The organism is Pseudomonas sp. GW823-FHT03E05 (genome assembly GCF_058796855.1).
In genome coordinates, this window is sequence record NZ_JBXAJB010000001.1 from 1,099,324 (window position 1) to 1,112,697 (window position 13,374).

The 13,374-nt window shown below is 67.0% G+C and carries 11 protein-coding genes and 1 pseudogene; 10 read left to right on the plus strand and 2 right to left on the minus strand.

What is annotated here, in order from left to right:
* Positions 1-338: 338 nt before the first annotated feature.
* The 9 genes from AC1RCO_RS04895 to glsB all read left to right on the plus strand — a co-directional run bounded on the left by AC1RCO_RS04895 (position 339) and on the right by glsB (position 10,544).
* Positions 339-1,394: an ABC transporter substrate-binding protein gene (locus AC1RCO_RS04895; protein WP_019094953.1), complete on the plus strand. Its 1,056-nt coding sequence runs from the start codon at positions 339-341 to the stop codon at positions 1,392-1,394.
* Between the two features lie 15 nt (positions 1,395-1,409).
* Positions 1,410-2,141 carry a class II aldolase/adducin family protein gene (locus AC1RCO_RS04900; protein ID WP_492617454.1) on the plus strand — a complete coding sequence of 244 codons (732 nt, stop codon included), beginning with the start codon at positions 1,410-1,412 and terminating at the stop codon, positions 2,139-2,141.
* Positions 2,142-2,327: 186 nt separating this feature from the next.
* The gene (locus AC1RCO_RS04905) at positions 2,328-3,527 is read left to right on the plus strand and encodes an LLM class flavin-dependent oxidoreductase (protein WP_492617455.1); all 1,200 of its coding nucleotides are present in this window, start codon (positions 2,328-2,330) and stop codon (positions 3,525-3,527) included.
* 10 nt (positions 3,528-3,537) lie between these two features.
* Positions 3,538-5,109 carry an ABC transporter substrate-binding protein gene (locus AC1RCO_RS04910; protein ID WP_492617456.1) on the plus strand — a complete coding sequence of 524 codons (1,572 nt, stop codon included), beginning with the start codon at positions 3,538-3,540 and terminating at the stop codon, positions 5,107-5,109.
* Positions 5,102-6,163, plus strand: a complete 1,062-nt coding sequence (locus AC1RCO_RS04915; protein WP_492617457.1) for an ABC transporter permease — start codon at positions 5,102-5,104, stop codon at positions 6,161-6,163. Before AC1RCO_RS04910 ends, AC1RCO_RS04915 begins: the two co-directional genes overlap by 8 nt.
* A gap of 23 nt (positions 6,164-6,186) precedes the next feature.
* Positions 6,187-7,032, plus strand: coding sequence for an ABC transporter permease (locus AC1RCO_RS04920; protein ID WP_052470412.1), 846 nt, complete (start codon positions 6,187-6,189; stop codon positions 7,030-7,032).
* Positions 7,029-8,819, plus strand: coding sequence for a dipeptide ABC transporter ATP-binding protein (locus AC1RCO_RS04925; RefSeq protein WP_445495371.1), 1,791 nt, complete (start codon positions 7,029-7,031; stop codon positions 8,817-8,819). The genes AC1RCO_RS04920 and AC1RCO_RS04925 overlap by 4 nt, the downstream gene beginning before the upstream one ends.
* A 186-nt stretch (positions 8,820-9,005) precedes the next feature.
* The gene (locus AC1RCO_RS04930; RefSeq protein WP_492617458.1) at positions 9,006-9,464 is read left to right on the plus strand and encodes an REP-associated tyrosine transposase; all 459 of its coding nucleotides are present in this window, start codon (positions 9,006-9,008) and stop codon (positions 9,462-9,464) included.
* 171 nt (positions 9,465-9,635) lie between these two features.
* A complete protein-coding gene (gene glsB / locus AC1RCO_RS04935) occupies positions 9,636-10,544 on the plus strand; it encodes a glutaminase B (RefSeq protein WP_011061446.1) in 909 nt (302 codons plus the stop codon).
* On the opposite strand, the gene AC1RCO_RS04940 is transcribed toward glsB, so the two are convergent.
* Complete coding sequence (locus AC1RCO_RS04940; RefSeq protein ID WP_011061445.1) at positions 10,545-11,006, minus strand: LEA/WHy family protein; 462 nt, start codon at positions 11,004-11,006, stop codon at positions 10,545-10,547.
* Between the two features lie 167 nt (positions 11,007-11,173).
* On the minus strand, positions 11,174-12,613 hold the full coding sequence (locus AC1RCO_RS04945) for a nucleobase:cation symporter-2 family protein (RefSeq protein ID WP_011061444.1): 1,440 nt from the start codon (positions 12,611-12,613) through the stop codon (positions 11,174-11,176).
* 259 nt (positions 12,614-12,872) lie between these two features.
* Between AC1RCO_RS04945 and AC1RCO_RS04950 the strand changes: the two are divergent.
* Positions 12,873-13,370: pseudogene (locus AC1RCO_RS04950) on the plus strand (RNA polymerase sigma factor); the annotation flags it as partial.
* Positions 13,371-13,374: the final 4 nt, after the last annotated feature.

A 13,374-nucleotide genomic window follows, 5' to 3' on the forward strand; every position in this document is an offset into this window, starting at 1 on the left:
GCCAGCTCCTACGAAAAAGGGCTGGGTCTGAGGAGGTTTGAGCAAGTTCTGCGCCAGGGCCTTTTCAGTGTGCTGAAAATCCGTTGCAGGCCTTGTGCGACAAGGCTGGCGGGCGGGTGCGCAATGGGTGCCAAAACGCCTGCTGCTGCTCCAGCAGCAATGCTCGTCGGCCCGTTGCTCCGACAGCAGCAGTCGCCGCGCAATGCTGCTGGTCGGGCAGCAGTCGGCGAGGTACCGGTTTCGCGGGCAGCGGCCCAGACCCCGTAATCCGGGGCCTTGCCCGGTTGGCACGGGCGCTGCAATAGCCCTGGCAACAGCCATTGCACAGGAACTCGTTCATGACGCTTGCCGCCACATTGCCCACGTCCGCTGCCCAGCCTGAACTGGAGCAGATCTGGTTCACCCGCTGCCCGGTGCCCACGGCTTCAGGGATCGCCTACAAGCTGGGCTGGCTCAGCGAGGAGTTTGCCGCCGACGGCCTGCCGGTCGCGACCCTGCAGGAAGCCCGGCAACTGGGCCATCACCATTACGATCATCAGTTGCCCGGGCTGTTTCGCGAGGGCGGCAACGTGCCGGCCCTGGCTGCCCGCGCCGCCGGTTCCCCCAGCCGGCTGATCGGCCTGACCTGGATCGAGGAATGGCAAACCTTGCTGGTGCGCCCGGATTCCGGCATCAGCCGCCCCGAGCACCTCAAGGGCAAGCGCCTGGCGCTGCCGGCCTGGGGCGAAAACCGCCCGGGCAGCATCGCCCGGGCCATGAGCCTGCACGGCTACAAAGGCGCGTTGAGCCTGGCGGGCCTGGGTTTCGACGACGTGCAACTGGTGGAAGTGGCATTGCAGGACCAGGAGCGCGCCGCCTCGCCCCAGGAAGGGTTGCAGCGCCTGTGGTCGGGCCTGGACTACCTGGTGCGCGGCGAGGTGGACGCGGTCTACGTCAAGGGGGCTGCCGCCGCCGATGCCGCGCGGCGCCTGGGGCTGGTGGTGGGCATCGACCTGGACCTGATCGCCGAGCCGCGCTACCGCATCAACAACGGCACGCCACGGCCGATCACCGTGCACCAGAGCCTCTTGGACAATCACTTCGACCTGGTGGTGCGCTTTCTCGCCCAGACCCTGCGCGCCGCCGACTGGGCGGCCCACAACCGGCCGGCCCTGAACGCCATCCTGGAAGAGGAAACCCGGGCCGGCAGTGCCGGGGTGAATGAGGCCTACCGCGGCGACTTCCACACCACCCTGGCGCCGGACCTGTCGCCGCAGCGCCTGGAGTTCCTCGATATCCAGAAAAACTTCCTCTATCGCCATGGCTTCCTGGAACGGGATTTCGCCATTGCCGACTGGGTCGACCCACGTCCCTTGCACGCCGCCCATGAACTGCTGGCCCAGCGCCGCGCCTGAACCCGGAGAATCGCCATGACCGTATTGATCAACGAACAACCCATTACCCAGGAACTGCAGGCCTTCATCGATCAGGTGCTGCTGGAGGCCGAACAGGCGTTCACCGTGTTCCGCGAAACCCGGACCATCACCGCCAACGGCACCGTGGGCTTCATGGAACGGGTACCGGGCCAGGAACTGCTGGTCTCGGTGAACTACGGCGGCCCGTGGAACTACCGCAAACCGTTGCAGGCCACGGTCACCGACTTTGCCGGCAAGGTTATCCTGGGCCAGGGCAAGGGCGGCCTGGGACGCTATACCAAGCTGTTCCAGCAGCATGCCGACATCACCACCGTGTCCCACGTGCACTCGCCGTACCTGGGCGCCTGGGCCCAGACCCACCGCACGCTGCCGTTCCACTATGTGCCGGTGCAGCGCTACCAGCTGGCCCGGGAGCTGCCGGTGTACATCGACCGGCGCCAGCCCGAGGTGGACTTCATCCTCGACAGCATTGCCCAGAACCCCTTCAACCTGGCGATTCTCGAAGCCAACGGCGGCTCCACGGTATGGGGCAAGCAGGGCCTGCGGGCCACGGCGGAATTCATCCTGTTGCTGGAAGAGGGCGCGCAACTGCAACTGCTGGCCGACGCCCTGGGTGGCTCCCGCCCTTATGGCCCAGGCGTACTGACCCAGCAATGGAGGATGAGCGGCCTGTACGAGCGCGCCACGGAACTGGGCCTGGTGCCCGCCATCGACCGCCGCAGCTGACCTGCCGCCCCCTGGCTGCGGCTATCGGAGCTGTTGTAGGAGCTGGCTTGCCAGCGAAAGCGCCCGCAAGGGCGATACAAGGCTTGAGGGCCTCTTCGCCGGCAAGCCGGCTCCTACGCGGTGGGGGTGGGCGGTGAGCGGGGCAGCAATGGCTGTACAGGCTTCAATCATTCAAGGAACAGCTACATGGCAGTCAAGATTCTCTGGTACCTCACCACCCCCGACGGCCCCTATCCCTGGGAGCCGGAAGGGCGCTGGAACACCGATTTCCAGCACCTCAAGCAACTGGCGGTGGCCAGCGATCGCCTGGGCTACTACGGTTCGCTGCTGGGTTCGAGCCCCAATGAAAGCCTGGCGGTCTCGGCGGCGCTGATCGATGCCACCCAGCGCTTGCGCTTTTTGGTGGCACAGCACCCGGGGGAGTTGTCGCCGGCGGTGCTGGCCAAATGGGCGCTGACCTTCGATCAGTTCTCCAACGGCCGCCTGCTGTTCAACGTGGTCAACGGCAGTGACGCCGGGCTGGCCACCCTGGGGGTGCACTATCCCCACGATGAGCGCTATGACTTCAGCCTGGAGTACTGGCGGGCGTTCCAGGGCTTCTATGCCGGGGACACCGACGGCTACGACGGCCGCTACGTCAAGCTGGCGCCGCGCTCGCCGGCCGCCGCCGGCCATCCCCTGGGCGGCTGGCACGCGCCGAGGCAACGCCCCGGCATCCCGCTGTGGGGCGCCGGCACCTCCGGCCCGGGAGTGGCCCATTCGGTGCAGTTGCTGGATGTGTACCTGAGCTTTGCCGACACGCCGCCGAAACTCGGCGAGAAATTCCGCAAGGTGGCCGCCGAGGCGGCGAAGATCGGCCGTGAGCTGAGCTTCGGTACGCGCCTGCAGATCATCGTCCGGGAAACCGAGGAGGAGGCCTGGGCCCACGCCGAGAAACTGCTGCAGCGCACCTCGCTGCAGACCGCCCGGGCTTCCATCGAACGCCAGTTGCCGCTGGGGGAAACCCTGGACAGCTTCCACAGCGACGACCCGCAGATCCAGCGCAATGTCGAGGCGATCCGCGCCGGCCGCCTGCCCAAGGCCCGGGACCTGGAGATCTACCCCAATGTCTGGCTCGGCCCGAGCCTGTTCGGTTTCAACATTCTCGGGCCCGCCGCCGGCACCTACCTGGTGGGCAGCGCGCGGCAAGTGGCCGAGCGTATTCGCGAATACGAAGAGCAGGGCACCTCGGCCTTCATTCTTTCGGGCTTTCCGCTGATCGACGAGGCCCACCGGGTGGCGGACCTGCTGTTCCCGCTGCTGGACCTGGACCACGGTTTCGAGGTGCCGCGCCTGGGCGCCACGCTGGTGGCCAGGCAACCGGCCAAGGCCACCGAGCAGGCCTGAGGAGCGAGCCATGAGCGAGGCATTTTCCCGCCGGGTATTCCTCGGCCATTCCCTGGCCGCCGGTGGCGGCCTGTTGCTGGGCAGCAGCCTGCTCAGCGGCTGTGACAACGGTGCGGCGCCCGGTGTCGCGCCGCTGTTGCCCGGCACCCCGGTGCGTGGCGGGCGCCTGCGGGTGGGGATCATCGATGGCGACCAGTCCGGCAATCTCGACGCCCACAAACCGGTGGGCGGCGGGATCATTCGCGGCTGGGCGCTGTACAGCAAGTTCTGGGAATGGAACCCGGACGTCAGCACCCGGCTGGCCCTGGCGGAGTTCGCCGAGCCCAATGCCGACGCCAGCGTCTGGACCATCCGCATCAAGCCGGGGCTGGAGTTCCACCACGGCAAGAGCATCGGCGCCGACGACATGCTGTTTTCCATCCTGCGCCTGACCGACCCGCAACTGGCTTCGCCCTTTGCCGGGCTGGTGGGGGCCATCGATCGCCAGGCCCTGCGCAAGCTCGATCAGCGCACCATCGAAATCCGCTTCAAACAGGGCCAGAGCTTCTTTCCCCTGGACGAAACCCTGATCAGCTTCGGTGCCATAGTGCCCACCGACTACCACCCGCAGACCAACCCGGTGGGCGCCGGCCCCTACCGACTCAAGCGCTTCATTCCCGGCCAGCGCTCGCTGTACAGCCGTTTCGAGAACTACTACAAGCCCGGCCAGCCCTACGCCGACGAACTGGAGATCATCGAGTTCAAGGACCAGGTGTCGCGGGCGGCGGCGCTGCGGGCCGGGCAGATCGACGTGGCCAGCGGCGTACAGGCCGAGCACAGCGCGCTGCTCAAGGCCGATCCGCGGCTGCGCTTCTACGCCTCGCCGAGTACTTCTTTCACCGGCTTCAACCTCAATCTGGCCAAGGCGCCGTTCCAGGATGTGCGGGTGCGCCAGGCGTTCCGCCTGCTGGCCGACCGCCAGGAGCTGGTGGACCGTGGGCTCAATGGTTTCGGCCGAGTCGCCAATGACCTGTATTCGCCCCACGACCCCACCTACAACCACGGCATTGCCCAGCGGCCCCATGACCTGGAACAGGCCCGTGCGCTGTTGCGTCAGGCCGGGCACAGCGACCTGCGGGTGGAGCTGACTACCACCCCGGGCCCGGGGGTGAACGCGGCGCTGGTGTTCGCCCAGCAGGCGAAGAGGGCCGGGGTCGAGGTCAAGGTGACCCAGGTTGACGCTTCGGTGTTCAACGGCCCCCAGCGCGAACAGTGGCTGCTGTCGCCCGGGGCCACGCCGGCCCGGGGCTTTCTTGCCTCGGCGCTTCACAACGACGCCCCCCAGGCCATCTACAACCGCAGCAACTTTCACGACCCGCGATTCACCCAGCTGTACCAGCAGGCCCTGGCCCAGCCCGATCTGCAACTGCGCCGGCAATGGGTGCACGAAGCCCAGGCCATCCAGCACCAGCGCGGCGGGCTGCTGATCTGGGGCTTCAACGATGTGCTGGACGCGGCCTCGGTGCGGGTTGGCGGGCTGGTGCCGGAACAGACGACCTTCGCCTCCTGGCGCTTTGACGAAATGTGGTTGAACCATGCCTGACACCTGCCGCAACACGCCCCGTACCCCGGCCTGGCTGTCCTGGTTCGTCGGCCGCCTGGGCTACGGCCTGCTCACGGCCTGGGTCATCAGCCTGGTGGTGTTCATCGCCACCCAGGCGCTGCCCTCGGACCCGGCGCGGGTGATCCTTGGCCCCGACGCGCCCCTGGAAAGCATCCTCACCCTGCAACGGCAACTGGGGCTGGACCGGCCACTGCTGGAGCAGTACCTGCACTGGCTGGGCCAGACCCTGGAAGGCGATCTGGGGCAGTCCCTGGATTCCAGCGCGCCAGTGGCCGACGTCCTCTTCGCGCGCCTGGGCTACACCCTGGCGTTGCTGGCCGGGGTCATCGCGCTGGTGGTGCCCGCGGCGCTGCTGCTGGGGGTGACCCTGGCCCTGCGTCGTGACAGCCGCCTGGACCGCTGGAGCCTGTCGTTGCTGATCTTCCTCAAGGCTACCCCGGGTTTTCTCCTGGCCATTGGCCTGGTGCTGCTGTTTTCCATGCCCCACATGGACCTGCTGCCGGCGGTATCGATCCTCGACCCCCAGCTGGCACTGTGGCGCCAGCTGCAATTCCTGGTACTGCCGGCGCTGGCCTTGAGCCTATCGGCCTTGCCCTACCTGACGCGCATGGTGCGCGCGGCAATGATCGAGGCCCTGGAATCGGACTACGTGATCGCCGCGAGGCTGCGGGGCATCCCTGAGTGGCGCATCGTCTGGCGCCACACCCTGGCCAATGCCCTGGTGCCGGCGGTGCAGGGGCTGGCCCTGACCCTGCGCACCCTGATCGGCGGGGCCCTGCTGGCGGAAGTGGTGTTCAGCTATCCGGGGATCGGCACCGCCCTCAACTCGGCGATCCAGATGCGCGATCTGCCGATGATCCAGGCCATCGTGCTGGTGATCACCCTGGGGGTGGTGCTGATCAACCTGTTGGCAGACCTGGCCACGGTGCTGCTGACCCCCAAGTTGCGTACGGCGCGGCGGGCCGGCCTGATCCGCCGCAACCGACGAGGCCTCCAGCCCTGGTGGCGCCGCTCGGCGCCCAAGGCTCCCTGAACCTGCGGCATGAGAACCTATCCATGAACGACTTACGCATTTCCCGCTGGCGCCTGTGGCTGGGCGAACCGCAAACCCGCAAGGGCGCATTCATCACCTTGCTGGTGGTCCTGCTGGCGCTGTTCGGGCCCTGGCTGGCGCCCCATGGCAGCACCGACATGCTGGGCCCGGTGTACGGCGCGCCCGCTGCCGGCGCCTGGCTCGGCCATGACTTTCTTGGCCACGACGTGCTTTCGCGGTTGCTCAGCGGGGGCCTGTCGGTGTTGTGGATGTCCCTGGCGGCGGCCTCCATCGCCCTGCTGGTGGGCAGCGCCCTGGGGTTGCTGGCCGGCCTTTCGCGGCGCCGGCTGGACACGTTGATCAGTTGGCTGGCGGATGTGTCCCTGGCCTTTCCCGACCTGATCCTGGTGCTGCTGATCGTTTCGATGCTGGGGCGCGCGCCCTGGTTGATCGTGCTCACCGTGGCCATCGCCTTCACCCCCGGGGTGGTGCGCCTGGCCCGGGGCAGCGCGGTGGCGGTGGCGGGGCAGGAGTTCGTCGAGGCGGCGCAGATGATGGGCTATTCGCGCTGGCGGATCCTCTCTGGGGAAATCCTGCCGAACATCCTCACGCCGCTGCTGGTGCACTTCGGCAACATGCTGACCTGGGGCGTGGGCATGCTGTCGGGGCTGAGCTTCCTCGGCTATGGGGTGGCGCCGCCGGCCGCCGACTGGGGGCTGATGATCAACGAGAACCAGGCCGGGCTGCTGGTCCAGCCCTGGGCGGTGCTGGCCCCGGCGCTGCTGATCGGGGTGTTCGCCTACGGCACCAACATCCTCGCCGAGGGCATCGGCCGCAGTCAGGCGCGGATCGGGGAGAAAGGCCCATGAACGCCGTGGTGGAAGTGACCCGAGAGGCCCGGGTGCTGCAGGTTGAGGGGTTGCGGGTGGAGCTGGCGGCTGGCGTGGAGGTGTTGTCCGGGGTCGGCTTCAGCCTGGCCGCGGGGGAAATTCTTGGCCTGGTGGGGGAGTCGGGCTCGGGCAAGACCACCCTGGCCACGGCCCTGCTGGCCCATGCCCGGCGGGGCGCGCGGATTGTCGAAGGGCGGGTCGAGGTGGCCGGGCAGTCGTTGCTGGACCTCTCGGCGCAGGACCTGCGCCGGGCCCGGGGCGGCCTGATCGGCTATGTGGCCCAGGACCCGGCCACCGCCCTGAACCCGGCGCTGCGCATTGCCGACCTGCTGGAGGAAACCCTGGCGGTGCATCCATCGCACCTGGACCGCCACGGGCGGCAGCAGCGGATCCGCGACACCCTCAAGGATGTGGGCTTGCCGGCGGATCGCGAGTTCCTGCGGCGCTTTCCCCATCAGCTGTCCGGCGGCCAGCAGCAGCGGGTGATGCTGGCCCTGGCCTTTGTCCTGCGGCCCCGGCTGATCGTGCTCGATGAGCCCACCACGGCCCTGGATGTGACCACCCAGGCGCACATCCTCGGCACCTTGCGCCACCTGTGCAAAAGCCTGGGTGTGGCGGCGATCTATGTGTCCCACGACCTGGCCGTGATCAAGGACCTGGTGGACCGGGTGCTGGTGATGTACGCCGGGCGGATCGTCGAAAGCGCCTCCCGCGAGGCGCTGTTTCGCCAGCCGGCCCACCCCTATACCCGGGGCCTGCTGGCGGCGATTCCCGATGTCGGCCAGCGCCGGCCCCTGCTGGCGATACCTGGGCAGGCCCCGGCGCCGGGGCAGCGGCCGGCGGGGTGTGCCTTCGCCCCCCGGTGCCCGCGCCAGGGTGCCCAATGCACAGCGGGCGAGCCGTTGCTGCAAGGGCTTGCAACTGATGTCCAGGTGGCCTGTATCGACCCTTATCGGCAGGCGTTGCCCATGCCGGCGCCCGTGGTGGCGGTGCAAGCGGCTGTGTCCGGCAGCGAACGACGGCCGCTGCTGGAGGTCCAGGGCCTGAACCTGGCCTATGACCGCCAGGTGCTGTTCGACGTCAGCCTGCAAGTGGTGGCGGGGGAGTGCCTGGCGCTGGTGGGCGAGTCCGGCTCCGGCAAGACCAGCCTGGCCCGGGCCCTGGCCGGGCTTGGCGAGCACGCCGAAGGCCGGGTGCGGTATGCCGGCCAGCCTCTGAGCCTGTCGGCCCGGCAGCGGAGCAAAGGGCTGCGGCACCAGATCCAGTACATTTTCCAGAACCCCTATCGGGCGCTGAACCCGCGGCACACCCTGTACCAGACCCTGAGCGCACCCCTGGAGCACTTTTTCGGCATCCGGGGGGCCGAGGCCAGGGCGCGGGTCCATGCGGTGCTGCAACGGGTGTCGCTGTCGCCGGCCCTGGCGGACCACTATCCCCACAGCCTGTCCGGGGGCGAACGACAGCGGGTGGCGATTGCCCGGGCCCTGGTGAGCGAACCCAAACTGCTGATCTGCGATGAAGTCACCTCGGCCCTGGACGTCTCGGTACAGGCCTCGATCCTCGCGCTCCTGCGCCAGTTGCAAGACGAAGGCCTGACCCTGCTGTTCGTCACCCATGACCTGGGCGTGGTACGGGCCATTGCCGACCGGGTGCTGGTGCTCAAGCAGGGACGGGTGGTGGAGCAGGGCGCAGTGGACGCCGTGCTGGACCGACCCGAGCACATCTACACCCGGACCCTGCTGGAGAATTCGCCACGGCTTGGGTGACATCTTCAGAAACTCTTGCACCGCCTTCGCTGGCAAGCCAGCTCCTGCAAGGCCAGCGCTCACCCGTAGGAGCCGGCTTGCCGGCGAAGAGACCCTCCCAGAAATACCCGGATCCACAATGCCCCGGCGCACCCGTACCCACGGGTTAGCCTTGGCTTGTGTATCCGTCACACGGAGGGCATCGCAATGCCCCAGCGCTTCCACGGCAACCGGCTGCGTACCGGGCGCTACTCTCAAACCGGCCAGGTCTACCTGCTCACTGCTGTGACCCACCACCGCGAACCATTCTTTGGTGATTGGCGTATCGGCCGCCTGTTGGTGCGACAACTGCACCAGGCCCAACTTGAAGGTCGTGCCAGTTCCCTGGCCTGGGTGGTGATACCTGATCATTTCCACTGGCTGCTGGCGCTGGGGACGGGCTCGCTATCGGCCCTGATGCGCGGCATCAAATCCCGCAGCGCACGGGACATCAATGCTTGCCTGCAGCGAACCGGTCGCGTCTGGCAAAAGGGTTACCACGACCGCGCACTGCGCCGGGAAGAGAACCTGCTGGGGGGCTCCCGTTACATAGTCGCCAACCCGATTCGCGCCGGCCTGGTCACCCGCGTGCACGATTACCCCCTCTGGGACGCCATCTGGCTGTAGGAGCCGGCTTGCCGGCGAAGGGGCCCGAAAGGCATGTGGCGAATCTGCCGACGCCTTCGCTGGCAAGCCAGCTCCTACAGGGGGGGCATTTGCCGGTGGACTGTGCTGCGCCGGCCCTGGCGTGCGTCTAGCTGCCATAGCCCCGCAGTCGTATCGGTAATGAGCCAGAACATGCAAGACCTGTTGAACCAGATTCTCGATGAAGTCCGCCCCCTGATCGGCCAAGGCCAGGTGGCCAATTACATTCCGGCCCTGGCGGATGTGCCGGCCAATCAGTTGGGCATTGCCGTGTATGGCAACGACGGCCAGGTGTTCAGCGCCGGTGACGCCGATACGCCGTTCTCGGTGCAGAGCATTTCCAAGGTCTTCAGCCTGGTGCAGGCCATCGGTCATTCCGGCGAGGCGATCTGGGAGCGCCTGGGCCACGAGCCCTCGGGGCAGCCGTTCAATTCCCTGGTGCAACTGGAGTTCGAGCGTGGCCGGCCGCGCAACCCCTTCATCAATGCCGGGGCCCTGGTGATCTGCGACATCAACCAGTCGCGCTTTGCCGCGCCGGCCTTGTCCATGCGCGACTTTGTCCGGCGCCTGTCGGGCAACCTGCAGGTGATGGTGGACGGTCGGGTGGCCGAGTCGGAGTACCAGCACCGCGCCCGCAACGCGGCCATGGCCTACCTGATGCAGTCCTTCGGCAACTTTCACAATGATGTGGAGGCGGTGCTGCGCAGTTACTTCAGCCACTGCGCCTTGCGCATGAGCTGCGTGGATCTGGCCCGGGCCTTCTGTTTCCTGGCCAACGACGGCTTCTGCAAGCACAGCGGGGAGCAGATTCTCACCCGGCGCCAGACCCAGCAGGTCAACTCGATCATGGCCACCAGCGGCCTGTACGACGAGGCCGGCAACTTCGCCTATCGGGTCGGCCTGCCGGGCAAGAGCGGGGTGGGCGGGGGAATTGTGGCGGTGGTGCCGGGGCAGTTCACGGTCTGCGTCTGGTCGCCGGAGCTCAACAGCGCCGGCAACTCGCTGGTGGGCATGGCGGCCCTGGAACTGCTCAGCCAGCGTATCGGCTGGTCGGTGTTCTAGTTACCAGGCGCCGGGGTTGCTCAGGCTGAGCTGCCCGCGATCGATGAAGCGCTGGGTGCCGAACAGCCCGCCGGCAAGCTTGCCGCGCAGCACGTAGGGCAGGTTGTCCAGGCTCTGGGTCTGGCTCAGGCCCAGGGTCTGGCGCAGCACCGAGAAGGCCGAGACGCTGACCGGGATCACCAGGATGTCTTCCGAGTAGCGGCCGATATGCCCCTGCTGGTCGCTGACCCCGGAGGCCAGGGGGCGGCCGTTGACTTCCAGGTCCAGGGCCACGCCGTTGTAGTCGATGGGGCTTTCGTTGGGGTTCTGCAGACGCAGTTTCACCGCGAAACGCATTTCCAGATCCTGGCTCGGCAGTGGCTCGATGCCCACCACATTGATCGCCAGTGGATCGCGATTGGGCAACAGCGCACAAGCACTCAGGCTGAGCAGTACCAGGGTCAAGGCGATCAATCTACGCATGGAATACCTGTCGGCAATGGAAATGAATGGCTGGCCGGCACCTTGTAGCCGCTGCCGAGCCGCGAGGCTGCGACAAGGCCCGCAGGGCCTTGCCTGGCAACCCCCCGGCCAGCCTTCCACGGCCGAGGGCCCATCACCAGCGCTCGCAGCATAGACGCCCGCGAGCCTCAGGAGTTCGCTTTGCCGCTCATGTCCGGGTCTTGCATGACCTTGAGGGTCGCCGCTTCCGGATCGAACTCGTCTTCTTCCAGCTCAAGGAATTCCTCCGGCAGGAAGATGTTCAGGAAGATCGCGCAGAAGGCGCCCACGGTAATCGGCGACTCGAAGATGTTGTGCAGCGCCTTGGGCAGCTCGCGCAGCACTTCCGGCACCGCCGCCACGCCCAGGCCCATGCCCAGGGAGATGGCCACGATCAGCACGTTGCGCCGGTGCAGCCCGGCCTCGGCGAGGATCTTGATCCCGGCCACGGCCACGGTACCGAACATGATCAGGGTGGCGCCGCCCAGCACCGGCTTGGGCATCAGTTGCAGCACCGCGCCGATCACCGGGAACAGGCCCAGCAGCACCAGCAGCCCGGCAATGAAGTAGGCCACGTAGCGGCTGGCGACGCCGGTCAGTTGGATGACCCCGTTGTTCTGGGCAAAGGTGACCATCGGCAGGCTGTTGAACACCGCTGCCACCGCCGAGTTGAAACCGTCCGCCAGCAGCCCGGACTTGATGCGCTTGATGTACAGCGGGCCCTTGACCGGCTGCTGGGAAATCATCGAGTTGGCCGTCAGGTCGCCGGCTGCTTCCAGGGGGGAAATCAGGAAGATCACCGCCAGGGGAATGAAGGCGATCAGGTCGAAGGAGAAGCCGTACTTGAACGGCACCGGCACGCTCACCAGGGGCACCTCGGGCATGGCCGCCATGTCCACCCGGCCGAGCATCCAGGCCACCACGAAGCCCAGGGTCAGGCCGATGACGATGGAGCCCAGGCGCAGCATCGGGTGGTTGAAGCGGTTGAGCACCACGATGGTCAGCAGCACCAGCGCCGCCAGCCCCAGGTTGCTCGCCGCGCCCAGGTCACTGGCACCGTAGCCGCCGGCCATGTCGGTGACCGCGACCTTGATCAGCGACAGGCCCATCAGGGTGATGATGGTGCCGGTCACCACCGGGGTGATCAGCTTGCGCAACTTGCCGATGAACTGGCTGAGGAACATCTCGATAAAGGCTGCGACAAAGCAGATGCCGAAGATGGTGGAGAGGATTTCGTTGGTGTCGCCGCCCCGGCCCTTGACCATGAAGCCGGCACTGAGCAGCACGCTGATAAAGGAAAAGCTGGTGCCTTGCACGCACAGCAGGCCGGAACCGATGGGCCCCAGGCGCCGGGCCTGGACGAAGGTGCCCAGGCCGGAGACGAACAGCGCCATGCTGATCAGGTACGGCAGCTCGCTTTCCAGCCCCAGGACCCCGCCGAAGATCAGGGTCGGGCTGATGATGCCGACGAAACTGGCCAGCACATGCTGCAGGGCGGCGAAGATCGCCGCGCTGAAATGCGGACGGTCGTTGAGGCCATAGATCAGGTCTGACTTGTAGCGGGGAGGGGAGCGGTCGGGTGCGGTCATGGGAAAAGGCCTGCCAGTGACGTGTGAAAACTACGGGGGCACACGTCGGAAAGTGGACGGGACTTGGGCCGCAACGCCATGTCATGGACAAGACGTGCGCACCCGGTCAGAAAAAAAGGAGGCGCAGGATGCCAGAAAGGCGCCGCAGCCAGAAGGGCAAACAGGCGGAAAAAGCCAAGTTGGAAAGGATACGAAAGATACTGTTTCTCATTTGCCTTTATGGAATAATCCGCCTCCCCGATCTGCGGACCGCCCCCCGATGCTGCCGACCCCCAGCCTGCTGCGCAGCTTTCAAGAGCATTACGACGACCTGCTGAAGTTTCTCACCCGGCGCATGAGCGATCGCCAACGGGCGGCGGACGTGGCCCAGGAGACCTACCTCAAGCTGCTCAAGGTTGATCCGCAGACGGTGGAGGTGCACAACGATCGCGGTTTCATTTTCCGTGTGGCCGGCAACCTGGCCATCGACACCCTGCGCCGCGAGCAGCGCCTGGCGGCCAACCTCGCCGACGGCCAGGAGCACGCCGAAGCGGTGGACCCGGCCCCGGCACCGGAAGCCGTGCTGCTGGCCAAGGAGCGCCTGGCGGTGCTCGACGAGGCCCTGGCGCAACTCTCGGACAACGCCCGCCAGGCCTTGCTGCTCAATCGCCTGGAAGGCCTGACCCAGGCACAGATCGCATTGCGCCTGGGCGTTTCCGAAAGCATGGTGGCAAAATACATCGGCCAGGCCCTGCGCCATTGCCGCGACTGGCTGAAAGTCC

Coding starts and splice junctions, on each gene's coding strand:
- AC1RCO_RS04895 (WP_019094953.1), top strand. CDS start 339: ATGACGCTTGCCGCCACATTGCCCACGTCCGCTGCCCAGCCTGAACTG.
- AC1RCO_RS04900 (WP_492617454.1), top strand. CDS start 1,410: ATGACCGTATTGATCAACGAACAACCCATTACCCAGGAACTGCAGGCC.
- AC1RCO_RS04905 (WP_492617455.1), top strand. CDS start 2,328: ATGGCAGTCAAGATTCTCTGGTACCTCACCACCCCCGACGGCCCCTAT.
- AC1RCO_RS04910 (WP_492617456.1), top strand. CDS start 3,538: ATGAGCGAGGCATTTTCCCGCCGGGTATTCCTCGGCCATTCCCTGGCC.
- AC1RCO_RS04915 (WP_492617457.1), top strand. CDS start 5,102: ATGCCTGACACCTGCCGCAACACGCCCCGTACCCCGGCCTGGCTGTCC.
- AC1RCO_RS04920 (WP_052470412.1), top strand. CDS start 6,187: ATGAACGACTTACGCATTTCCCGCTGGCGCCTGTGGCTGGGCGAACCG.
- AC1RCO_RS04925 (WP_445495371.1), top strand. CDS start 7,029: ATGAACGCCGTGGTGGAAGTGACCCGAGAGGCCCGGGTGCTGCAGGTT.
- AC1RCO_RS04930 (WP_492617458.1), top strand. CDS start 9,006: ATGCCCCAGCGCTTCCACGGCAACCGGCTGCGTACCGGGCGCTACTCT.
- glsB (WP_011061446.1), top strand. CDS start 9,636: ATGCAAGACCTGTTGAACCAGATTCTCGATGAAGTCCGCCCCCTGATC.
- AC1RCO_RS04940 (WP_011061445.1), bottom strand. CDS start 11,006: ATGCGTAGATTGATCGCCTTGACCCTGGTACTGCTCAGCCTGAGTGCT.
- AC1RCO_RS04945 (WP_011061444.1), bottom strand. CDS start 12,613: ATGACCGCACCCGACCGCTCCCCTCCCCGCTACAAGTCAGACCTGATC.